This is a genomic window from Salimicrobium jeotgali (genome assembly GCF_001685435.2).
GTDB lineage: Bacteria > Bacillota > Bacilli > Bacillales > Halobacillaceae > Salimicrobium > Salimicrobium album.
The window spans coordinates 2,072,198-2,093,365 of record NZ_CP011361.2 but is presented as its reverse complement, the minus strand read 5'-3'; the positions used below and the strand labels follow the sequence as shown (position 1 = coordinate 2,093,365).

Below are 21,168 nucleotides of genomic sequence, written 5' to 3'. Positions count from 1 at the left end.
GAACAGGGTTTTATGAAACATGAGGATTTTGCTGAACCGTTTAACAGGAAAAACGGTGGGTATATAACTTTTATATGTACAATTCAAAGGAGGACATCATGAAAAAATTGACAGAAGTTTTCTGGATAACATTAGCCATTACTATCGCAGCTTCCGTATGGGGAATTTTCGCTCCGGGTAACTTTGAAGCGACTACCGGAACTATAATGAGCTACATATCATCGAATTTCGGCTGGTATTACTTGCTCATAGTTACGTTTTTCGTAGTTTTCTGTATTTATCTCATTTTCAGTCCTTACGGAAAGATAAGGCTTGGGAGCGCTGAAGACCGGCCTGACTATAGCTATCCGACGTGGTTTTCCATGCTGTTCAGCGCGGGTATGGGGATCGGTCTTGTATTCTACGGGGCAGCATCCCCGGTATCACATTACATAAATACACCCCCACTGGCAGAACCCGGCACGAGGGAAGCGCTTCGTGACGCTATGCGCCTTTCTTTTTTTCATTACGGAGTGCATGCCTGGGGGATATATGCGATAGTGGCTCTTGTACTTGCGTACTTTAAATTCCGTCACGGGAAGCCCGGTCTCATCAGTGCCACTCTGGAACCGATATTCGGTGATAAAATGTACGGTCCCTGGGGGAAAGCGATTGATGTTGTTGCCGTTTTTGCAACGATAGTAGGGGTTGCCACGACGCTCGGTTTCGGCGCTGCCCAAATCAACGGGGGTCTTACATATCTTCTGCAGTGGGACGAAAGCTTTTTCCTGCAGCTGATCATTATTGCAGTGGTAACTGTCCTGTTCATGATTTCCGCCTATACCGGGCTCAGCAAGGGGATTAAGCTTTTAAGTAATGCCAACATGGTGCTGGCTGCTCTGCTCTTCGGCATCATGATTATAGTGGGGCCCACCGTTTACATTGCAAATACATTCATCGATTCTCTGGGAGCATATATACAGAATTTCGCTTACGAAAGCCTGCGTCTGGCTCCGAACAGTGAAGAGGAGCGCGCCTGGGTCATGGACTGGACAGTCTTCTTCTGGGCATGGTGGATAGCGTGGGCGCCTTTCGTCGGTATATTCATTGCCCGGGTCTCCAAAGGACGTACCATCCGCGAATTTTTGAGCGGTGTGCTCCTCATCCCTTCCCTTGTAAGCTTTTTGTGGTTTACGGTATTCGGAGCTACAGGGATCCAGACTCAGCAGAACGGTTCCGAAGTCGCCAGCCTTGCAGATACTCAGGTTCTTTTCGGAGTATTCAATGAGTTTCCGCTGGGGATCGTTATGTCTATCATCGCTATGCTTTTAATCGGTACTTTCTTTATCACTTCTGCAGATTCGGCAACTTTCGTGCTTGGTATGCAGACGACCAATGGCTCACTGAACCCTCCGAAGACGGTTAAGTTCGCCTGGGGAATCGCCCAGTCGACCGTTGCAGCTGTACTGCTTTATACAGGGGGGCTGCAGGCGTTACAGAATGCCCTTATTATAGCCGCTCTTCCATTTTCCGTGATTATGCTTCTGATGGTTTACGCTTTTTATAAAGCAATCAGAGCAGACAGGGAAAAAATAAAGCAGGATTTACAGAAGTAGGAGACACTTCGATTTTTCCGCTTTACACGTAATTAAGGTAGTGGTAGTATATTTAATTGTGTAAAAAAATAAACCTCAAAAGGAGTTTGTTATGCTACAGAATAAACAGGGTCGCGTTGACTGGCCCGTATTTGGTATAAGCGGAGGAGCACTCCTCTTATTCGTGGTATTTGCAATTATCGATATTAACAGTGTGACCGAATTTGTAAACACAGGATTCGCTTGGGCTGCTAAATATTTTGGTGCTTTTTGGCAGTTTCTCATGCTTGCTACATTTATAGTGGGGCTGTACCTTGCGCTTTCCAAGTATGGAAACGTGAAAATGGGGAACCTGGACAAGCCTGAATTAGGTTTGTACAAATGGTTATCCATTATTATGGCGACTCTTCTCGCCGGAGGTGGTGTATTCTGGGCGGCTGCCGAACCGATTACCCACTTTTTGACTGTCCCGCCTTCGCAGGGGGATCTTGATGCAGGTACGAGGGAAGCGATCGCTCCGGCTTTGGCTCAGAGTTTCATGCACTGGGGCTTTCTGGCGTGGGCGATCCTCGGTACGGTAAGTGCAGTAGTGATGATGTATGGTCATTATCAGAAAGGTATGCCGCTTAAACCGCGGACGCTTCTCTATCCGATTTTCGGGGAGAAAATACGTACAGGGTGGTTCGCGACGATTGTAGATGCTTTCTCCATCATTGCAGTGGCAGCAGGTACGATCGGCCCGATCGGATTCCTCGGAACACAGGCAAGCTATGGTCTGCAGACTATATTCAATATACCGGACAACTTCTATTCGCAGCTCGGAGTTATTGGTGCCGTAGTTCTCATCTCCACCATTTCAGCCGTCACCGGGTTGTATAAAGGCATTCAGAAGCTTAGTAACTTCAACGTTCGACTTGCTATCGGACTGATATTTTTCGTTCTTATTTTCGGTCCCGGTCTGTTTATAATTAACCAGTATGTAGCAGGCTTCGGTCATTATCTTCAGGAATTCCTGGAGATGTCGACCTACCGTGACGACAGAGGCTGGCTCGGTGCGTGGACCGTGTTCTTCTGGGGATGGTTTATCGGTTATGGTCCGATGATGGCGATTCTGGTCAGCCGTATTTCAAGAGGACGTTCCATCCGTCAGATCATTCTGTCCATTTCCGTGCTGGCACCGGTCATCTCCGCTTTCTGGTTCACAGTTCTCGGAGGTTCCGGCATCCACTTTGAATTAGAGAATCCGGGAGCTATTTCCGGTCCTCTCGCAGAAGCCGGTAACGCTGCAGCGATGTTTGCTATTACGGAGCAGTTTCCGCTGGCAGTCATCATTTCACCGTTGTTCCTCATACTGACTATTCTGTTTGTTGTTACGACGAGTGACTCGATGTCCTACACTATCGCAATGGCAGTGACCGGTGAGGGAGATCCGAAACCATGGGTACGTATTTTCTGGTCTCTTCTTATGGGAGCTGTCGCAGCAATACTCCTTATCATCGGTAACGGCGGAGTGGGAGCACTGCAGAACTTCATCGTAGTTACGGCAGTACCCGTTTCGTTCCTTCTGCTTCCTATGATCTGGCTCGCCCCTCGCGTAGCTAAAGAAATGGCTGTAACGCAGGGAATTATGAAAAAGTAAAGAATTGAAAAAAGCGTCGACCGCGGAAGGTCGACGCTTTTATTTTTTGTCAGTTTATGCTGAATGGCTTAACAAACGGACAGGGCCTGGAAACGTCTCATTTTTTCTTTACACTTTTCATAATAAAGCCGTCTTTTGGCAAAGCAGGCATCTTATTCAGACTGTAACTTAAATCCTGTTTCGGAAGTTTGTACTCGAGATGCTGGGCCATGTACTGGAAACTGGCTTTCAGAATTTCAAGAGTCGACCATTCTCCGGGACAGCGGTGGTTCTTCTCGTAGTCGCCGCCTCCTTGAGGAATCAGATCGAAAAGTCCTCCGTTCCAATTTCGGAAGCGTTCCGGATTGAAAGTTTCCGGTTCTTCCCAGATGCGCGGGTCGTGATTATTACCGTAAACGTCTATGAGCACGAGCTGCCCTTCGGAGAAGTTGTATCCCTGCCACGCGAACTCTTTCTTCGTACGTGCCGGCAGGTAAGGAACGAACGGATAGAAGCGCCGCACTTCCTGAGCGAAATAGTAGAGATAGTCTTCACTACCGGCAACCTTTTCTTTTTCTCCCGGAAATTCTTCCATAGCCAGGGCACCGAAAGTGATGAATTTACTGACAGCCACCGTCGGACGGACGATGTTCAGCAATTCAATGGCGGCCATTCGTGCATCCAGGTGTTTGCCGTTGAGATCACGGTGCATCGCCATTTCAAAAATTGCAGTGCCTTCCTGAGCTTCAAGCTTCCCTTCCCGGACGTCGAGTATAAGGTTTTCAAACCACTGCTCGGAACGCTGCCGTGCTTTTCTGCTTTGAAGATGTTTGGGGCCGATAGAGCCGAAGCCGTCGATCATGAGCGCAAAATCATCGGCTCTCTTTTTAACTTCTTTATCCTTAAGCGGGACACCCGCCCATTCGCAGGAAACCTTCATCAGAAGGGTGAGCATCTCATTGTACAAAACGACTTTCCGTTTCTTTTCCCAGACTTCTGAAGCACGTTCCCAGTGCTCCACAGTAATTTGGAAAAGTCGATCAAGCGCTTCCGGGGTCATGAGAGAGAGGAACAGTCTCTTTCTGTGTTCGAAAGGGTTACCGTCCATCGTCTGGATTCCGTTTTCCCCGAACAGAGTTTTCAGTATGAAGGCGGGCATAGCGCCGCCCCGTTTCATTTTATCGTTATCATAAAAGAGTTCTGCTCCTTTTTCGCCACCAAGGAGTGCAGCTCTTTCGCCCAGCAGTTTCGTTTCATATACGTCCAGGTGCTGTTTCTGCAGACGTTTCCGGGCGAAGTTATACCCGTCTTTTAAAATTCCGAGAGAGCGGTCCGGACCTTTGTCCTTCGCAGGGAAATAAGACATTATTTATTGCTCCTTCCTATGTACAGTATAATTTAATATTATATGTAAGCCGCGATTGTTACAATAGAAAGAAATCGAAGGGGGTCTGGACTTATGGATATACACGGAATCCGGCTGGATGATAAAACGAGGTGTCGCCATTATCACAATTACGAAGATGTCGTTGCGATAAAATTTTACTGCTGCGGGGAATATTACGCCTGTATCAAATGTCACGAGGAAATGACTGAACATGAGGTGGAGGTCTGGCCTTCCGAACGACAGGGGGAGTCAGGTATCTACTGTGGGAACTGCAGGAAGGAGATGGCTGTGGAGGTGTATAAAGAACAGACGGAATGCCCGTATTGCGCTCATCCTTTCAATGCCGGCTGCCGTTTTCATTTTCCTTATTATTTTGAATGATTCCCGTTGGTAAAAAGTTCTTGACGTTAAGGTAGTCACCGACGATAATAGGAGGGCTTTCTGTGTAATATAGAAGAAAGGGGCAGTTTTTTATGGAAGATCACATTTCTGTTACTTCACTGATCATCGTGCTTGTAGCGGCTTTTTTGACCCCGATTTTACTTAAAAGGTTCCGCCTTCACTTTCTGCCGGTTGTAGTGGCAGAAATTATCGTGGGGCTGATTATCGGGCAAAGCGGCTTTAATCTGATAGAACCTAACGAATGGCTGGATATATTGTCTACGCTCGGATTTATATTTCTCATGTTTCTGAGTGGTCTGGAAATAGACTTTTCTATTTTCAAATCGGGGAAACGGAAAAAAATGTTGAACGGGCGACCGGAGCCCCATCGTTTCGGTGTAGCTGTCATTATATTCATATTTATTCTGGTTTTATCTTACCTTATTTCTCTTGCTCTTTCTCTGGCGGGTCTTGTAGGGAATGCTTTCTTTATGACGCTCGTCATTTCCACAATATCTCTGGGCATTGTAGTACCCACGCTGAAAGAATCGGAACTCATGAGATCCACAATCGGCCAGATTATTTTACTTGTAGCTGTAATTGCGGATCTGGTTACTATGATTCTTCTGGCGGTGTTCGTCTCCTTTTACGAAGAAGGGGGGAATATGTGGCTGCTTCTTCTGCTCTTTGTGGCCGGGATAGGCCTCTATTTCCTGGGGAAATTCTTCAAGAATCAAACATTTTTCGAGACCCTCTCGACGGGTACGGTTCAAATCGGAATGAGAGCCGTCTTTACTCTGATAATGATCCTTGTCGGCCTTTCCGAGTCTCTTGGAGCAGAGAACATACTGGGCGCTTTTCTGGCCGGGGTCCTTGTTTCCCTGCTTTCGCCCAATAAGGAAATGGTCCAGCAGCTTGATTCTTTCGGATACGGTTTTCTTATTCCTATTTTCTTCGTAATGATCGGAGTGGAACTGGACATATGGGGTCTTTTCAGCAACCCTTCCGTCGTACTGCTCATTCCGCTTCTGTTCCTCGGTCTCCTGCTGTCCAAGCTCATCCCGGTGATGGTGCTGAAGAAATGGTACGACTGGCGGACAGTGGCAGGTTCCGGTTTTCTGCTTACTTCTACTCTGTCACTCGTAATAGCAGCTGCGAAGATAGGAGAAAGGATAGGAGTGATTGACGGGGAGATGGCTTCTTCCTTAATCCTGCTTGCCATTATAGCCTGTATTTTCACTCCTGTGCTTTTTAAGCAATTCTTTCCGATTGCCGAAAATGCAGAAGAGAAGAAGCGTCTGAAAATCATCGGTGCCAATCAGATCACCATGCCTTTAACGAAAGAATTTGCAGAAGAGGGGTATGAAGTCTACCTTTATCACGCCCGTCCCAATCACAGCGGGGAACTTCCGGGATCGCCTGATTTTACAGTGGAAAAGCTGGAAAGTTATGCGATAGAGGAACTTCAGAGCCACGGCGTATTTGATTCGGAAGTACTCGTAATCTCCACAAATGATGATGAACTGAATACGAATATTGCGCTCGAGGCTGCGGATTCGGAAATCGAGAATATCATCACTAAAGTGGAAGCGCCGACCAATCAGGCTATGCTGAAAGAGAAAGGGATAAACGTGTTTTCTACTATCTTTTCTTCCCGGGCAATGATGAAAGCGATGATCGCCTCTCCGTACATCGCTGATATTTTCGCGACAAGAGAAGAAGGACTGATGGAAGTACCGCTTACAAATCAGGAGTTTCATGGTATGAAGCTTCGGGACTTCCCATTCTTCGGTGATACGATCATCGTAAGAATTTACCGGGGTAACGAATCGATTATTCCTCATGGGGACACGGAATTACAGCTCGAAGACCGGCTGATTGTGACAGGAAACCATGAAAATATAAGTGAGCTTGAGTACCTTCTCGAGTGACATCGGTCTTAACGCAGAATGGTTCACGAAAGGATCCGGACATTGATGTCCGGATCCTTTCTTATATACGAAAAAAGGAGGGGGAATATGCGAAAAGTAAGTAGTATTTCTTCAGGAGTAGTGACATAATAAAAACAAATATAAAAAAGGAGCACAATACTGTATGGCGAAGCTGTTGGTTACATTGACTATGATTATGATACTTGTTTTTGGCTCAGTTTTGTTCTTTGTTATATACGAGTCCGCTCCTGAGGATATTAAAGCCGGAGATCTGGAAAAGAACGCAGCAGATGCGGGGAAAGATAGAAAGAAGAATGATGAGAATAAGACAGAAGGTAACAGTGCAGAGGAAACGAAAGAAAATGTGGGGAGAGAGTCTGTGAAAGACGGATCTTTCAATGAGGAAGTGGATCTTACTTTCACCGGAGACGTGCTTTTTGAAAAGTCTACGAAACAGACGGTCGCGGACGAGGGGTATGCTTACCCTTTCCACTACGTAAATGAAGAGTTTCAGAGTGACGATATTACTTTCGTTAACCTGGAAACCCCTATTACGACCAGAGGAGTGCGGGAAGATAAGATATACAATTTCCGTTCGGAGGACAAAGCACTCGACGGTCTGAAGAAGGCGGGAATCGACGCTGTATCACTGGCTAATAATCACACTCTGGATTACGGTATCACCGGTCTTGAAGACACCTTGCACGCATTGGAAAAAAGGGAGATTCCTTTTATCGGTGCGGGCCGTAACAAAGAAGAAGCCTATCGTGGATGGAAAACAGAGAAGGAGGGGAGGAGCATCCACTTTCTGGCTTTCTCCGCAGTTTTACCCAAAGTGAGCTGGTATGCAGAAGAGGACCGCCCGGGTATTGCAAGCGGTTATCAGGTGGAAAGAATGGAAAGAATAATTAAAAAAGCAGAAGCTTCGAGTGACCACGTCATTGTGCAGATGCATTGGGGAGATGAACGTCAGACCCAATTCCAGCCCGGAGAACAGCAGATTGCACATCGTCTTATAGATGCGGGAGCGGATGTGATCGTCGGGCATCACCCTCACGTTCTGCAAGGGTTCGAATATTATAAAGATGGTTTTATCGCCTATTCCTTAGGAAACTTTCTTTTCCCGGATTACGTGGACGGGGAAACAGCTTATACCGGGTATTTGAAAGTCCGGCTGAAAGAGGATGAGATCCACCCTTCTTTCATACCGATGCAGATCCGTAACGACCGGATCATGCCGGCTCCTGACGAGAAGGAAGCCCTTCAGCGCATGGAAGAACGTTCCGCCAACATCACTTTTGAGCAGAATAAAATAGTAAAGACGAGCCAACCATGATTCTGCTATGTTATAATTATAAAAAGAGATATACATTTATCCATTAAGGAGTGGATTTCCATGTACCGTACAATTGAAGAGACGGCCCGGTATCTGGAGCTTCCGGAAGATTATGTATATTCATGCATTGTATCAGGAAAGATAAGGGCAGTCCATGACGGGGAACAGTTCCTTGTTAATGCGGATCAGTTCAATCTGTACTGGGAGCAACTGGAGCAATATCAGCAGCAGATTCAGCAGTTTCTGAGCGAACCTGTTCCTGCAGACCCTGTCATAAAGGACGAAGATTAATCGCACAAGCCTCCGCGGCTTGTGCTTTTTTTTAGATGATTGTATCCTTGGAGAGACGTCACACATTCAAAGGAGGATTCAGTATGACGAAAGTAATCGAAACAGACAAGGCTCCTAAAGCAGTAGGTCCTTACTCTCAGGCAGTGGACGCGGGAGACCTTATATTCATTTCCGGGCAGATCGGTCTTGATCCGGAAACGCAGCAGTTCGTGGCTGATAGTGTGGAAGAACAGACGAAACAGGTAATGAGAAACATAGGTGCCATTCTCGAAGAAGCCGGGAAAGAATATACGGACATCGTGAAAATGGGAATCTTCCTGGATTCCATGGATGATTTCCAGACAGTCAACGAAATTTATGCCGGATTTCTGAGTGAACCTTACCCTGCGCGGGCTGCAATAGAAGCAGCTAAGTTACCAAAAGGGGCAAAAGTGGAGATGGAAGCGATTGTGAAGAAATGAGAAGCAATCTGTACGAAAAGAAGTGAATCAGCTGATAACAGCCGATTCACTTCTTTTTTAATAATAGGGTATTAATGACGTTTGTGAAGCCATAGCACTCCGGACTTCGCAATACGTGGAATCTTCCCTGTTAGCGGCTGGTTCATCATGTTACCGAAACCATCACTTTTACCGAGGGAGCCGAGGGTACCTTTTAATTTGATCGAGCTCGGTTTTTTGGGTTGCTGGCCGCGCCATACATACTTAAGAACCTCGGCGATCCGTTCTCCCTGCTCGCCGGCGAGTTGTCCGCTCGGAGAAAGCTCCGACGAAACGCAGTCGCCTACCACATAAATGTTCGTCTTCTCGGGAATCTGATAGAAGTCATTAGCGATCAGTTTCTCCTCCCGGTCTTTTTTGAATGGGAGTTCCCGGGCAAGGTGATGTGGAAGTACGCCGGCTGTCCACACTGTAACATCATTCATGTAACAGATACCGTTGTTACAGACGCCGTCTTTTTCTACATATTCGACTTTGGCTTCATGAATGACGTTCACTTCATTTTCTCTGAACCAGTCTGCTACGTGTTTCTGGATCTTTTCATCGAACGCTTTAAGGACCGTGTTCCCGCGGTCAAGCAGGCGGATATTCAAATCGGGGCGGCTCTCCCTCGTCTCTGCGGCCACTTCGATTCCGCTGAGACCTGCTCCTACAATAGTCACGTTACCGTAGGCTTTCAGATCGTTGATTTTGTACCCGGCATGACGGGCGCTGGACATCGTCTGCACACTTTCAGTGAATTCTTCGGCTCCTTCGATTCCGTGGTAGTTGTCCTCACACCCAAGAGCTATTACCAGCTGATCGAAAGCGAGCGGCTCTTCCCGTCCGGCAAGAAAGACCCGGTCCTCTTCCGCGTCTATCCTGGTGGCCTCGTCAAAAATATAGGAAATCTTTTCATGGATAGGAAAATCAACACGAACGCTTCTGTCGGACGTCGTTCCGGCGGCTATAGCATAATATTCCGTTTTCATGGCGTGGTAAGGGTTCCGGTTTACCATCGTGATATGCACATCATCCGGAATGCCGTTTTCCAAAGCATCATAAAGAACTTTGAACCCTCCATATCCTCCGCCCAGTATTAATAGTTCAGTCATTGTATGTTCACCTCTGCTGCAATTTTACGTAACAAATTTCCAATCTCTTCTTAAAGAGTATCAAAAAAAATCAGGAAAGACTAGATAAAATTTCGCAGGGTGGTTTTCTAATGGAAAAGTAGGGAAGAAGTATGAAAGAAGGAGGAGATGAACTTGGATAAACAGAGTACAATCATAGAGAATTCACTGAAAGCTATTATGGATGATAAAGAGTTTCTTCCCGATCTGAAAGCTCAGACGAGGGAGCAGGCTTATGAGTCTCTCGTTTCTATTTTAACAACGCCGAACCATATACATAAGTCGTTCCTCAGGGTGACGATGGAAGACGGAACCGTAGAGAGAATACCTGCGTTTCGCGTCCAGCACAATGATGTACTCGGACCTTATAAAGGCGGCATCCGTTTCCACCCGAGTGTCACGGAAGATGAGGTCTCCGACTTTTCTAAACTGATGACTCTTAAGAACGCCCTGCATGAAGTACCTTTCGGAGGTGGGAAAGGCGGATTGGAAATCAATCCCCGTGATTATACAGTGAAGGAACTGAACTTAATATGTAAGAAATACGTACAGTACTTCGACGATATTATAGGGCCTGATAAAGATATTCCTGCCCCCGATATGGGATCCGGGGAACGTGAGATGGACTGGATGATGGCTGAATACAAGACTATTCACACCGGAGAGACGTACCGCAACAGTTTTACGGGTAAAAGTATATTGAACGGTGGTTCTCATGGGCGGAGAGAGGCTACAGGGAAAGGAGTATACTTTTCGTTCCGCTACCTTATGTATAACTATGCAAGAGAGAACGAGAAGTGGCTGGCCCAAAATGAGAATGTATTTGCTGATACGGCAGTAAAATATGCGAAGAAAAAGATGACTATGGCTATTCAAGGGTTCGGTAATCTCGGCTCTGTCGCTGCCCTCGAAGCTTATAAATGTACTTACCTTCAAAACAAAATAGTTGCGGTAAGCGACCATAACGTCATGCTTTACAATGAAGAAGGTCTGGATGTTCCCTCTCTTGTAGAGTTTGCGAATGAGCACGACGGTGAACTTCCTACCGAAGACGACCAGCTTCAGGAGTACGACATCAAAGCGAATATCCACGACCGGGATGAACTTCTGGAACTTGATGTCGACGTACTGCTGCTGGCAGCTCTTGAAAATCAGCTTCATAAAGATAATATGGAAAATATCAAAGCCGAAATCATTATCGAAGGAGCGAACAAGCCGATTGCGGAAGAAGCCGATAAGTATTTAAGTGACAAAGGTGTATTAATCATTCCGGATATTTTGGCTAACGCCGGCGGTGTCATCGTTTCTTACTTCGAATGGATGCAGGGAAGAGAGACCCAGTTCATGTCGGAGGAAAGAGTGTATGAACGGTTATTCGATAAAATGAAACATACGATGGATACGATTCTGCCCCAGTTCTTCGGAGACCCTTTCCCGCTTCGTCAAAACTGCTACATTCACGCGGTAACGAAATTATCGACAATCATGTTTAAACAGGGAAAACTATATTAATTACCGGTCCGGGACTTTCGAGTTCCGGATCTTTGATATTTTCCAGCCTTTTCCTTAGAATAGTGGGAAAAGATAGGAAGGTGCACATATGAAACGAATACATAGCGACGTTATACAGTTCAGAGGGACCCATTACGATTTTGGTTACGCTCAAGGCCTGGGGCTGAAGGGATCTCTCACAGTGGAGAACAGAAAAAAGCAGTGGGAGGTACGCATCCCGCGATTTGAGGTGGATATAGAGGAAGCGAAAGAGGTGATCGGGCGGTTCGCTCCTGGAATATGGGCGGAGCTTGAAGGGCTGAAAGATGCTCTTGACTGGACGATGACACGGACGCTGATGGAATTCGGCGGCTACCGTGTCCCCTACAAGAAATCGGGCTGTTCCATCCTTACCGGGGACGGATATATGATTCGAAACTATGATTATCTGCCGAAAACGTACGAGGGAAGATTCGCATTTTTCCAGCCTTCGGATACGGGATATGCTACCGCCGGCCCGACTCAGCGTATTACGGGGAGAATGGACGGAATGAACGAAAAAGGTCTGGTGCTCGGGTATAATTTTATGAACCGGAAGCGTCCAGGGCCTGGTTTTATCTGCTGTATGATCGGAAGAATCATTTTGGAGACCTGTGGTAATGTGGAAGAAGCGGTGGACGTATTGAAACGAATTCCGCATCGCCATTCGTTCAGCTATACAGTGTTTGACCCGTCCAATACGCCTTACGTGGTGGAAGCATCACCGAGAGGCGTGGAAGTGAGGGAGGCACGTATGTGTACGAATCACTTCGAAAAACTGCCAAAAGAAAACAGATACCACCTTGTAGATTCGAAAAGAAGGATGGAAGTGATGGAAAACGCCGGAGCTCCGGAAGCCGAAGAAGCTTTCAGACTTCTGAACGACAGATCCAGAGGAGTCTTCTCCGAACTGTATGATCAGTGGGCGGGCACCATTCATACTTCCGGGTACCTCGTACATGACAAAAGAATATGGTTTGCTCTCGGGGGCGATCAGTCCCCGGTAGTATTGGATTTTTCCGCCTGGCTTGAGGGGGAGAACATTCCTCTTGCCCGTATAGAGGGAGAAGTCAATACCCATGTCCCTTTTGTGCACATGGAGCGGGGCGCTCACTGGAGTAAGTGAAAAGAGCATTCAATATAAAAGGAGCCGGTATCACCGAACTGTTCGGTGATACCGGCTCCTTCGTTTATAACTTTTTATTTATACCGGCTTAACCGGTGTTTCTGAGCCCTGCAGCTACACCACTGATAGTGAGCAGAACTTCTTTTAGCAGTTCATCTCCCGGGTTCTTCGTTTCCCGGAGTTCCTTGATCAGTTCCACCTGAAGGAAATTCATAGGGTCCACGTACGGGTTACGGAGGCGCACGGACTCCTGAATTGTCGGCTGATGATCGAGCAGTTCATCGTCTTCAGTAATCTGGAGAAGGACTTCTTTCGTTCTTTCATATTCGTCTACAATCGTATTGAAAATCCGTTCTCCTACCGCTTCGTCTTTCACGAGCGATTTGTACTCTCTGGCAGTCTGAATATCCGCTTTCGTGAGGGCCATCTGCAGATTGTTTATAGTGGAGCGGAAGAAAGGCCAGTTTTCATACATTTGTCGAAGCAGTTCCATATTCCCATCGGCCCGGTCCCGGTAATCAGCGAGCCCGGAGCCGGCTGCGAACCACCCCGGCAGCAGCTGACGACTTTGCGTCCAGGCGAATACCCAGGGAATGGCACGCAGGTTTTCGAATTTCGAACTGTCTTTACGCTTCATGGGACGAGACCCGATATTCAGTTCGCTCAGTTCGTTCAGCGGAGTAGCTTCATTGAAATAAGAAATGAAATCTTTGTCTCCGAAAACGAGTGACTGATATGTCTTTAAGGAAACGTCGGATATCTCTTCCATCGCCTCTTCCCAGCTGTCTTCCCGATGAAAACCCTGCTCTGACTCTTTTGAAACGTTAGCGGCCCCTTCCAAGAGCGTAGAAGCCCCCTGCTCGAGACTACGGTAAGCTATATCACGGAGCATGTACCGGGAAGAAAGGACTTCTCCCTGTTCGGTTATTTTCACGCCATCTCCAAGTGTCTCTACCGGTTGGGAAAGAAGACTCCGGTGGAGGGGCCCTCCTCCTCTGCCGAGAGAGCCCCCGCGGCCGTGGAAGAACTTAAGACCGATGTTATATTCGCGGGCCATCTCATGGATCTCGACCTGAGCCTTGTACAGTCTCCAGTTGGCTGTGAGCGTGCCGCCATCTTTGCTGCCGTCGGAATAACCGAGCATAATCTCCTGGTGGTTGCCCCGTTTTTCCAGGTGTTTCGAAAATACTTCCATTTCAAACAGGGTCTTGATGATGTCAGGTCCGGCAACAAGGTCATCTACAGTTTCGAGTAAAGGTGCGACGTCGAGGTCGCTTTCGACACTTCCGTCTGCATGAAGACGGTAAATCCCGGCTTCTTTAGCAAGTACGAGGACTTCGAGAAGATCACTGACGGACTCTGTCATACTTATCAGGTAGACTTCAATGGAGCGTTTCCCGAATTCTTTATGAGCATCACGTATCATATGGAAAACGTTCATAATTTGACGGGTCGCTTCCGAATAGTCTTCATTCAACAGAGAAAGAGGTCTCGGGTCTTTCAATACATTCTCAAGGATCCCGGTTTTATCCGCTTCACTCAGGGACGAATAATCGTCTGTGATCCCTACTTTCTGTAAAAGTTCCGAGACAGCTATTTCATGTTCGCCACTGTGATTACGGACATCGAGAGTAGCCAGATGGAAACCGAACAGACTTACCTGACGGATAAGTTTTCTCAGGCTTTTAAGCTCTCTGCTTTCAGGCTGATGGCGAAGCGCGTTTTCCTGAATCAGGGACAGGTCATTAAGCATCTCATCGGCGCTTCTGTAGCCGGTTTCTGACTGACCTATTTGACGCAGACGCTCTAGTATCACCGCGAATTTTCTGCGGTACACTTCTTTTTCCACTTTCCATACTTTGTCCTCCGGAAGCCACGTTTCTTCTCTTTCGATAGACTGCATGAGCTTCCCGGACACCTGGACGTAAGCAAGCGACTGGCTGAAACGTTTCATCAGATCGACGAGCGAATCTTCGTATTTTTTTAAAATCAGGTTTCTGTGCTTATGCAGGGTTTCCCAGGTGACTTCCGGCGTCACGTTCGGATTCCCATCCCTGTCTCCGCCGATCCAGGAACCGAAATGAAGAAAATCAGGTACAGACCATTCTTCTTCGGGATAGTTCACCTCAAGCTGATGTTCTAGTTCCTGGTGAATATCCGGTAAGACGTCGAACAACGTATGGTCAAAGTAGTACAGGCCGTTCCTTACTTCATCCATAACGGTCGGTTTCCGCTCCCGGAGCTCTTCTGTCTGCCAAAGTGCGGTGACTTCATTCTGAAGACTGTCCATGACGCCTTCCCTTTCTCTCCGGGTGAGTCTGCTTTCATCCAGCTGTTTCAAAATGGTAGCAATCCTTTTTTGTATTTCCAGTACGGTCCGCTTCGTCGCTTCTGTAGGATGGGCCGTTATGATCAACTCCAAAGAAAGTTTGTCCAGTGTCTCCTGAATGACATCTTTTGAATAATCATTTTCTTTTAGGTTCTGCACAGCACTCTCCAGTGAAAACGGCTGTACGGACATGTCTTCTCTGAGCTGGTACTCTCTCCGCCGGCGTATACGGTGATTCTGTTCGGCTATGTTCACCAGGTGAAAGTATATGGAAAAAGCACGGATCACCTGAGAACGCATAGGCGGTTTCAATTCGGTGATTTCCGACTTTAATGTCTCATAAGTCGAAGAATCAGGGGTGCTCCGCAAGTCCTTTGTTAACTTGCGTATTCTTTCCACTTTATCAAGTAATTCCTGACCGCCCTGATGAACGAGGACTTTACCGAGCATTTCGCCTAGGACCCGTATATCATGACGCAGTGGCGTAGTATGATTGTTGGATGTTGGTTGTGTATTCACTTCTTCACCTTCCTATATGTTCTATTGGTTGATTCAGCTGTCGGCTGTAGAGAGGGAACCGCAAAGGTTCGTATTTTAATAATATTATCAGAATATTTCATACAGTCAAATGACGGGGTGAAGATGTATACGGCCTTATACATAAGACACCTCTCTTCTAAATGCTCAACGAAGAGAGGTGGAAAGGGTTCAGCTTATTTGTTCCTGTACTTCTTTCATCTGCTCCAGGTGACGCATTTCGTGCCATCCGATGAATTCTACCCACTGTTCCAGATTCATAGCCCCGAAGGAAGGGTGGGGGAAAGAGTATTGCTGAAGTGTATTTCCGGATTTGTTGTGAGTCAGAAACATTGTAGCTTCCCTTGTCTTCTCGAGAGCCTCACGTGCTTCCTGTATAGAAGAGAAGGCCCCTGATGGCCGGACTGCTTCCGGCGCTTCCACTTTATGGGAACGGTTGGTGGTACGCTCGATAGGTTTCGGTGATGCAGATTCTTTCGTGCCATTTTTTATGACGTCATTGATCTGTTCAATGATGAAGTTCTCCATCAGATATAAATGTTCCAATATTTCCAGTATAGACCACGTATCATCTGAAGGTTTCTTTCCGGCATCCTCTTCGGAAACCTGACTGATAAAGTCCTGAATAAGCTTTCTTTTGTCTTCCAGTCCGTACATAGTTCGTCATCCTTCCCGGAATTATAACCATTGTGATTATTATAATCGTAACTGTTACTTTATAGACAAAAACACAGGAGGTTAAACATAATTATCAGGGAGGAAAAAAATGAGCTTTACTGCTTTACTTTACTACCGGTTCGTTGTATTATGGAAAATAACTTAAAATTAATAACGAAACTTCTTATCCAGAGAGGCGGAGGGACTGGCCCTTTGAAGCCCGGCAACCATCCTGCTGATGTGAATCAGTGTGAACGGTGCCAATTCCTGTAGAATGGATATCCATTCTAAGAGATGAGAGGATCGAGCGGATATTATAACGTCGACCCCTCTTCCTGGATATTAAGGAGAGGGGATTTTGATTGTTAGCCCGTCTAAACTCTCGGAAGAAGTGTAGTTAGAGAGAAAGGATAAGATATATTATGGCAATCGCTACTTTCGGTGCAGGATGTTTCTGGGGTGTGGAAGCGTTCTTTGACAGATTGAACGGAGTGACGAATACAACAGTCGGTTATACGGGAGGATTTGTGGAGAATCCGTCCTACGAACAGGTGAAAACCGGGGAAACAGGACATGCGGAGTCCATTCGTATTGAGTTTGACCCTGAAGTGCTCACTTATGAAGCTCTCGTCGAGTACTTCCTTGAAGCCCATGATCCTACTTCCGTCAATCGTCAGGGAGAAGATGTCGGACATCAGTACCGCTCCGTGATTTTTTATGCGAATGAGGAGCAGCGTCAGCAGTCCGTTGCGAAAATAAAAGAATGGAACGATCGCGGAATTTTCAAGTCTCCGATTGTAACAGAAGTGGTACCGGCTTCCACTTTTTATGAAGCAGAGGAATATCATCAGCAATATGTTAAAAAATATGGAGCGGCCTGCAGCGCCGTTTAAAACTTCAGCTTTCAGCTGGAGTTTTTTTATGCATTATTCTTTATTCGTTAACTTCACGCAGATGCTTACGCTTTCGCACCGGTTTGTTATACTATGAGTAACAGGGGGTGGGTGTATGACGCTGAACGACTGGGTCCTCGGAGCTATGTGTTTTTTTCTGATTCTCGGGGCTCTGGATTATTATATACTGAATAGACGGCTGAAGCTCGGGGACCGGTTTTACGAGGCGTTCCGGATGATGGGGACGCTTGCTCTTGCCATGATAGGGGTCATTTCGTTCGCCCCCGTGATGGCCGAGTGGATGGCTCCGGTAGTCGTGCCGCTGTACGAATGGCTGGGGGCGGACCCCGGGATGTTCCCGTCGATGCTTCTGGCTATCGATACCGGGGCGTATCCCCTGGCCGAATCCCTTGCCGAGGACGCGGAGGCGGCTGTGTTTTCATGGTCGCTTCTCGGAACGATGATGGGTTCGACCGTAGTGTTTACTATACCGGTTGCGCTTTCGGTATTACATAAGCAGGATTACCGTTATTTTGCCAAAGGAGTTCTGATCGGATTTACGACTATCCCCGTGGGCTGTTTTACAGGCGGGTTTCTTGGAGGATATGCTTTTGACTGGATGCTTGTAAATCTGCTCCCTTCCATTGTTCTTGCAATTTTAATTTCGATCGGTCTCGGTTTATTTACAGCTGTCACTATACGTCTGTTCGCCGCATTTGGTAAGATAGTGGAAGTCCTTATTGCTGTAGGTCTCGTGTCTATTACTATTGAAACACTTCTTGGAGTGAGCGTTATCCAGGGGCTGGCCCCTCTTTCGGAAGGAGCGGTGATTGTAGCGAAAATAACAGTCACCCTGGCCGGAGCTTTTCCACTGGTCGCTTTTCTCGAAAGAGTGCTGCAGAGGCCTTTTGAAATAATCAGACCTTTGGTGAAAGTGGATAAAGTGGCGATGACGGGGCTTTTGGCCTCTATGGCTCACAATATACCTATGCTGGTAACAATGAAGGATATGGAGCCGAGGGGGAAAGTGATCAACTCAGCTTTCGCTGTCAGTGGAGCTTTTGCACTCGGAGCTCATATCGCTTTTGTGGCAGGCATTGAAAAGGATATGGTAGTGCCGGTGCTTGCCGGTAAGTTGAGTGCCGGCTTTCTTGCAGTAGTTATCGCATGGGCAGTAACAACAAAAGAGGAGGGGAAGTCCCATGAAACGGTGGTCGGATACGATTGAGGTAGAGACACCGATTGAACACGTCTGGTCATATTTCGATCAGTCCCTGGAACAGACCAAAAAAATTATGCCGAATATCGAAGAACACCGGCTCATCCATTCTTCCGGAGAGACGGTCGGGAATGTGTACAGACAATCGTACGGCGTAGGAGAGACAAAGGAAGAATACGAGGTTACCGTAACTGAATTCAAAGATGAAGAAAATGAAAAAAGACTCACTTATTCTTATACACTGGCCGGGGTTTATGATATACAGGCCACTTATTTACTTGAAAAAGAGGGAGAGAAGAAGACGACGTTCACCTATCTATCTTCAAATAGGCCAAGGAAATGGTATTTACGGATACTGATTCTTTTCTCCAACGATCAGGCCGTCGCTAACTTTGTCCGTCGCGTGAAAAGAGTGGCCGAGGAAGAATATAACGAATAGTACGGGTGTATACAAAAGTTGCCGCTCTCCCTTAGTGCTTTATGAGGGGGAGCGGCAACTTGTTTTCCTTACCTTCTTCCGAGAAGGTTAAAGTATGAAGATCCAGATCAGTGCTAACGTAATAACAAAGGTGATAACGTAGATGATGCTGAGACGACGGAAACTGGAAGTATCACGGGAGTCGGATTTCAGGCTGGCCAATTCTTCATCACTGTCGGCCGAATGTTCCTGCTTGTTCAGGTTTTTTCCGATATAGATAGTGGCTCCAAGGGCAACGGCTGTCATAATGATAGCTGCGGTATAATACAGTGGATACATAATATCTCCCCTTTCAGAAATAGGGTATATGCCAAACATACTATTATTATATAAAGAACGCAATTTCTTTTACATTTTTTCCACGGTTTTCATCCCGAGCAGATGGAGTCCTTTTTTCAGCACCGTAATTACCGCCTGTACAAGAGTGAGACGCTGATTCATCTGGTCCGTCTGTAAAATTTTCGTGTGGGCGTAGTACTGGTTGAAATGTTTTGACAGTTTTAAAAGATAGCGGGCAATGACGGAAGGGTCTTTCTGTATAAAAGCTCTTTTCGTTTCATCGGGGAAGAGATGCAGCTGTTTTACAAGTTCCCAGGCACTCCCATCTTTCAGGTCGGTCCTGAAGTCGAAATCGGCTTTTTCGGTAAGCGAAACGGCGCGGGCATACGTGTATTGCAGGTACGGCCCTGTATTTCCTTCGAAAGTGAGCATATCATCCAGTGAAAATTCAACGTCGTTTTGTCTCTGATGTTTCAGGTCGTGGAAAATCACCGCTCCTGTCCCTATGTCGGCATTGCCTCCGGCCCGTTCCCGGGCTTCTTCGAGTACGTCTTCAAGCAGAATGGTTCTCCCTTTCCTCGTCGACATTTTTTTTCCGTCCTGAAGCATCATGCCGAAAGAGATGTGTTTCATGGAGGAAGCCCAGAGGAAGCCGGCTTTTTCGAGCACCTTCCGAATCTGCTCAAAGTGGAGCGTCTGTTCATTTCCGACTACGTACAAACTTTCAGCGAAATGATAGGCCCGATAGCGATCGATCGCAGCCGTAAGATCTCTCGTAGCATAGGTGGTCGTGCCGTTACTTTTAACGATCAGGCAGGGAGGGAGGTCATATTCATCCAGGCGCACTACGAGGGCCCCTTCGGATTGTTCGAGCAGTCCTTTTTCCTCAAGTATCGCTATCGTTTCTCCCATTTTATCACTATAGTAAGCTTCACCCCGTGTCAGATCGAAAGTTATATCAAGCTGTTTATAAATCTTGTCGAACTCTTCGAGAGATAATTCACGGAAACGACTCCACAGAGCTGCGGCTTCCTCTTCTCCTTCTTCAAGACGCTTGAACCAGTCGCGTCCTGCTTCTGTAAGTGACGGGTTTTGTTTTGCCTCTTCGTGAAATCTGACGTAAATATCCGAAAGCATTTTCAGAGGATTTTCTTGTAATGTATCTTTATCCCCCCATCTTTCGTAGGCAGCCAGCAGATGACCGAACTGAGTACCGTAATCGCCTATATAATTGATTTTCACTGGTTTATAACCGCAATATTCGGCGAGCAGCCCCAGAGAATTCCCGATAATTGTAGAACGCAGATGTCCCATGGAGAAGGGCTTTGCTATATTTGGGGCCGATAAATCCAGCACTACACGCTCACCATTTCCGAAACGGTGACGGCCGTAGTCGATATGGGTAGCACGGCGGAGGATGTGGTCGGTCATGAAAGACTGGTCGAGAAAAATATTAACGTAGCCGTGAAGGGCTTCCGTGTCCGCAAAAATAGGGTGATTCAGCTGAGCGCTTACATCCTCCGCTATATTTTGAGGATTTTTTCTGAAGTGTCGGGCCAGGAAAAAGCACGGGAAGGCTATATCCCCATGGCTGCTGTGCTTCGGCTGCTCAAGTTTCTGTTTCAGGTCTTCCGGAGTGAACTCCTCTCCAAGAATGTGAGCAAGCTGTAACGCGATGATTTCTTTTTCCATATTTCCATCTCCTTTCCGAATCGAACCAGGTTTTTGTGTACTGTATAAAAGTTATGTGACATAAAAAAAGCCCCCACGTCGTAAAGAGACGTGGGGGCGCCGCGCGGTACCACTCTTTTAGCCTTAAGGCCACTTGATCGGATAACGGGGTCCATCCCGGCGGCAGAGCTACTTACGTTCACTCCCGCACCTCAGAAGTCCGGTTCTTCCATCGTTTTTTGCCGGGCTCCCACCATCCCCAGTTCGCTGTTGAAAAAACAGAATAGATTACTCTCTTCATCAAAGGTGATATGTTATT

At 46.9% G+C, this 21,168-nt stretch carries 18 protein-coding genes, 1 riboswitch and 1 other annotated feature; of the genes, 12 read left to right on the top strand and 6 right to left on the bottom strand.

All coding sequences use genetic code 11. The annotated features are described in order from the left end of the window. Positions 1-98: 98 nt before the first annotated feature. Both AAV35_RS10505 and AAV35_RS10500 read left to right on the top strand, forming a co-directional pair. On the top strand, positions 99-1,595 hold the full coding sequence (locus tag AAV35_RS10505) for a glycine betaine uptake BCCT transporter (protein ID WP_008588326.1): 1,497 nt from the start codon (positions 99-101) through the stop codon (positions 1,593-1,595). A gap of 91 nt (positions 1,596-1,686) precedes the next feature. Then, positions 1,687-3,213: a BCCT family transporter gene (locus AAV35_RS10500; RefSeq protein ID WP_008588328.1), complete on the top strand. Its 1,527-nt coding sequence runs from the start codon at positions 1,687-1,689 to the stop codon at positions 3,211-3,213. A 97-nt stretch (positions 3,214-3,310) separates the two neighbouring features. Here AAV35_RS10500 and cypC read toward each other — a convergent pair whose 3' ends face one another. Continuing rightward, positions 3,311-4,558, bottom strand: coding sequence for a CYP152 family fatty-acid peroxygenase CypC (cypC, locus tag AAV35_RS10495; protein ID WP_008588331.1), 1,248 nt, complete (start codon positions 4,556-4,558; stop codon positions 3,311-3,313). Between the two features lie 93 nt (positions 4,559-4,651). Here cypC and AAV35_RS10490 point away from each other — a divergent pair, with 93 nt between their 5' ends. The 5 genes from AAV35_RS10490 to AAV35_RS10470 all read left to right on the top strand — a co-directional run bounded on the left by AAV35_RS10490 (position 4,652) and on the right by AAV35_RS10470 (position 8,979). Further along, a complete protein-coding gene (locus tag AAV35_RS10490; protein ID WP_008588334.1) occupies positions 4,652-4,960 on the top strand; it encodes a CHY zinc finger protein in 309 nt (102 codons plus the stop codon). A 92-nt stretch (positions 4,961-5,052) separates the two neighbouring features. Then, complete coding sequence (locus AAV35_RS10485) at positions 5,053-6,891, top strand: monovalent cation:proton antiporter family protein (RefSeq protein WP_008588336.1); 1,839 nt, start codon at positions 5,053-5,055, stop codon at positions 6,889-6,891. A 163-nt stretch (positions 6,892-7,054) separates the two neighbouring features. Beyond that, positions 7,055-8,227, top strand: a complete 1,173-nt coding sequence (locus AAV35_RS10480; RefSeq protein WP_008588339.1) for a CapA family protein — start codon at positions 7,055-7,057, stop codon at positions 8,225-8,227. A gap of 60 nt (positions 8,228-8,287) precedes the next feature. After that, entirely contained in the window at positions 8,288-8,518 is a 231-nt protein-coding gene (locus AAV35_RS10475) for an excisionase family DNA-binding protein (protein ID WP_008588341.1), read from the top strand. Between the two features lie 83 nt (positions 8,519-8,601). Beyond that, the gene (locus AAV35_RS10470) at positions 8,602-8,979 is read left to right on the top strand and encodes a RidA family protein (protein WP_008588344.1); all 378 of its coding nucleotides are present in this window, start codon (positions 8,602-8,604) and stop codon (positions 8,977-8,979) included. A gap of 71 nt (positions 8,980-9,050) precedes the next feature. Here the strand turns inward: AAV35_RS10470 and AAV35_RS10465 are convergent, their stop codons facing one another. Continuing rightward, entirely contained in the window at positions 9,051-10,112 is a 1,062-nt protein-coding gene (locus AAV35_RS10465) for an NAD(P)/FAD-dependent oxidoreductase (RefSeq protein WP_008588345.1), read from the bottom strand. 153 nt (positions 10,113-10,265) lie between these two features. On the opposite strand from AAV35_RS10465, the gene AAV35_RS10460 reads away from it, so the two are divergent. Continuing rightward, a complete protein-coding gene (locus tag AAV35_RS10460) occupies positions 10,266-11,642 on the top strand; it encodes a Glu/Leu/Phe/Val family dehydrogenase (protein WP_008588347.1) in 1,377 nt (458 codons plus the stop codon). 88 nt (positions 11,643-11,730) lie between these two features. Next, positions 11,731-12,786, top strand: coding sequence for a C45 family autoproteolytic acyltransferase/hydrolase (locus AAV35_RS10455; protein WP_008588350.1), 1,056 nt, complete (start codon positions 11,731-11,733; stop codon positions 12,784-12,786). An 88-nt stretch (positions 12,787-12,874) separates the two neighbouring features. On the opposite strand, the gene ppc is transcribed toward AAV35_RS10455, so the two are convergent. Further along, positions 12,875-15,634, bottom strand: coding sequence for a phosphoenolpyruvate carboxylase (ppc, locus tag AAV35_RS10450; RefSeq protein WP_040609125.1), 2,760 nt, complete (start codon positions 15,632-15,634; stop codon positions 12,875-12,877). Positions 15,635-15,823: 189 nt separating this feature from the next. Next, positions 15,824-16,309 (bottom strand): DinB family protein, encoded by a 486-nt coding sequence (locus AAV35_RS10445; protein WP_008588355.1) that lies wholly within the window; start codon positions 16,307-16,309, stop codon positions 15,824-15,826. A 181-nt stretch (positions 16,310-16,490) separates the two neighbouring features. Continuing rightward, a riboswitch (SAM riboswitch) is annotated at positions 16,491-16,610 on the top strand. Positions 16,611-16,731: 121 nt separating this feature from the next. Between AAV35_RS10445 and msrA the strand changes: the two genes are divergently transcribed. From msrA to AAV35_RS10430, 3 genes are all read left to right on the top strand, one after another. Then, positions 16,732-17,202 carry a peptide-methionine (S)-S-oxide reductase MsrA gene (gene msrA / locus AAV35_RS10440; protein ID WP_008588357.1) on the top strand — a complete coding sequence of 157 codons (471 nt, stop codon included), beginning with the start codon at positions 16,732-16,734 and terminating at the stop codon, positions 17,200-17,202. A gap of 115 nt (positions 17,203-17,317) precedes the next feature. Further along, the gene (locus AAV35_RS10435; protein ID WP_008588360.1) at positions 17,318-18,430 is read left to right on the top strand and encodes an ethanolamine utilization protein EutH; all 1,113 of its coding nucleotides are present in this window, start codon (positions 17,318-17,320) and stop codon (positions 18,428-18,430) included. Beyond that, on the top strand, positions 18,405-18,860 hold the full coding sequence (locus AAV35_RS10430; RefSeq protein ID WP_008588362.1) for an SRPBCC family protein: 456 nt from the start codon (positions 18,405-18,407) through the stop codon (positions 18,858-18,860). The genes AAV35_RS10435 and AAV35_RS10430 overlap by 26 nt, the downstream gene beginning before the upstream one ends. Before the next feature lie 87 nt (positions 18,861-18,947). Here the strand turns inward: AAV35_RS10430 and AAV35_RS10425 are convergent, their stop codons facing one another. Together AAV35_RS10425 and argS are read right to left on the bottom strand one after the other, a co-directional pair. After that, entirely contained in the window at positions 18,948-19,178 is a 231-nt protein-coding gene (locus tag AAV35_RS10425) for a hypothetical protein (protein ID WP_008588364.1), read from the bottom strand. A 69-nt stretch (positions 19,179-19,247) separates the two neighbouring features. Then, positions 19,248-20,870 carry an arginine--tRNA ligase gene (gene argS / locus AAV35_RS10420; RefSeq protein WP_008588366.1) on the bottom strand — a complete coding sequence of 541 codons (1,623 nt, stop codon included), beginning with the start codon at positions 20,868-20,870 and terminating at the stop codon, positions 19,248-19,250. Positions 20,871-20,951: 81 nt separating this feature from the next. After that, positions 20,952-21,162, bottom strand: a binding site (T-box leader). Between the last annotated feature and the right edge of the window lie 6 nt (positions 21,163-21,168).

Excerpts from the sequence above, each read along its gene's own strand:
- AAV35_RS10505 (WP_008588326.1), top strand. The coding sequence starts at position 99 with ATGAAAAAATTGACAGAAGTTTTCTGGATAACATTAGCCATTACTATC.
- AAV35_RS10500 (WP_008588328.1), top strand. The coding sequence starts at position 1,687 with ATGCTACAGAATAAACAGGGTCGCGTTGACTGGCCCGTATTTGGTATA.
- cypC (WP_008588331.1), bottom strand. The coding sequence starts at position 4,558 with ATGTCTTATTTCCCTGCGAAGGACAAAGGTCCGGACCGCTCTCTCGGA.
- AAV35_RS10490 (WP_008588334.1), top strand. The coding sequence starts at position 4,652 with ATGGATATACACGGAATCCGGCTGGATGATAAAACGAGGTGTCGCCAT.
- AAV35_RS10485 (WP_008588336.1), top strand. The coding sequence starts at position 5,053 with ATGGAAGATCACATTTCTGTTACTTCACTGATCATCGTGCTTGTAGCG.
- AAV35_RS10480 (WP_008588339.1), top strand. The coding sequence starts at position 7,055 with ATGGCGAAGCTGTTGGTTACATTGACTATGATTATGATACTTGTTTTT.
- AAV35_RS10475 (WP_008588341.1), top strand. The coding sequence starts at position 8,288 with ATGTACCGTACAATTGAAGAGACGGCCCGGTATCTGGAGCTTCCGGAA.
- AAV35_RS10470 (WP_008588344.1), top strand. The coding sequence starts at position 8,602 with ATGACGAAAGTAATCGAAACAGACAAGGCTCCTAAAGCAGTAGGTCCT.
- AAV35_RS10465 (WP_008588345.1), bottom strand. The coding sequence starts at position 10,112 with ATGACTGAACTATTAATACTGGGCGGAGGATATGGAGGGTTCAAAGTT.
- AAV35_RS10455 (WP_008588350.1), top strand. The coding sequence starts at position 11,731 with ATGAAACGAATACATAGCGACGTTATACAGTTCAGAGGGACCCATTAC.
- AAV35_RS10445 (WP_008588355.1), bottom strand. The coding sequence starts at position 16,309 with ATGTACGGACTGGAAGACAAAAGAAAGCTTATTCAGGACTTTATCAGT.
- msrA (WP_008588357.1), top strand. The coding sequence starts at position 16,732 with ATGGCAATCGCTACTTTCGGTGCAGGATGTTTCTGGGGTGTGGAAGCG.
- AAV35_RS10435 (WP_008588360.1), top strand. The coding sequence starts at position 17,318 with ATGACGCTGAACGACTGGGTCCTCGGAGCTATGTGTTTTTTTCTGATT.
- AAV35_RS10430 (WP_008588362.1), top strand. The coding sequence starts at position 18,405 with ATGAAACGGTGGTCGGATACGATTGAGGTAGAGACACCGATTGAACAC.
- AAV35_RS10425 (WP_008588364.1), bottom strand. The coding sequence starts at position 19,178 with ATGTATCCACTGTATTATACCGCAGCTATCATTATGACAGCCGTTGCC.
- argS (WP_008588366.1), bottom strand. The coding sequence starts at position 20,870 with ATGGAAAAAGAAATCATCGCGTTACAGCTTGCTCACATTCTTGGAGAG.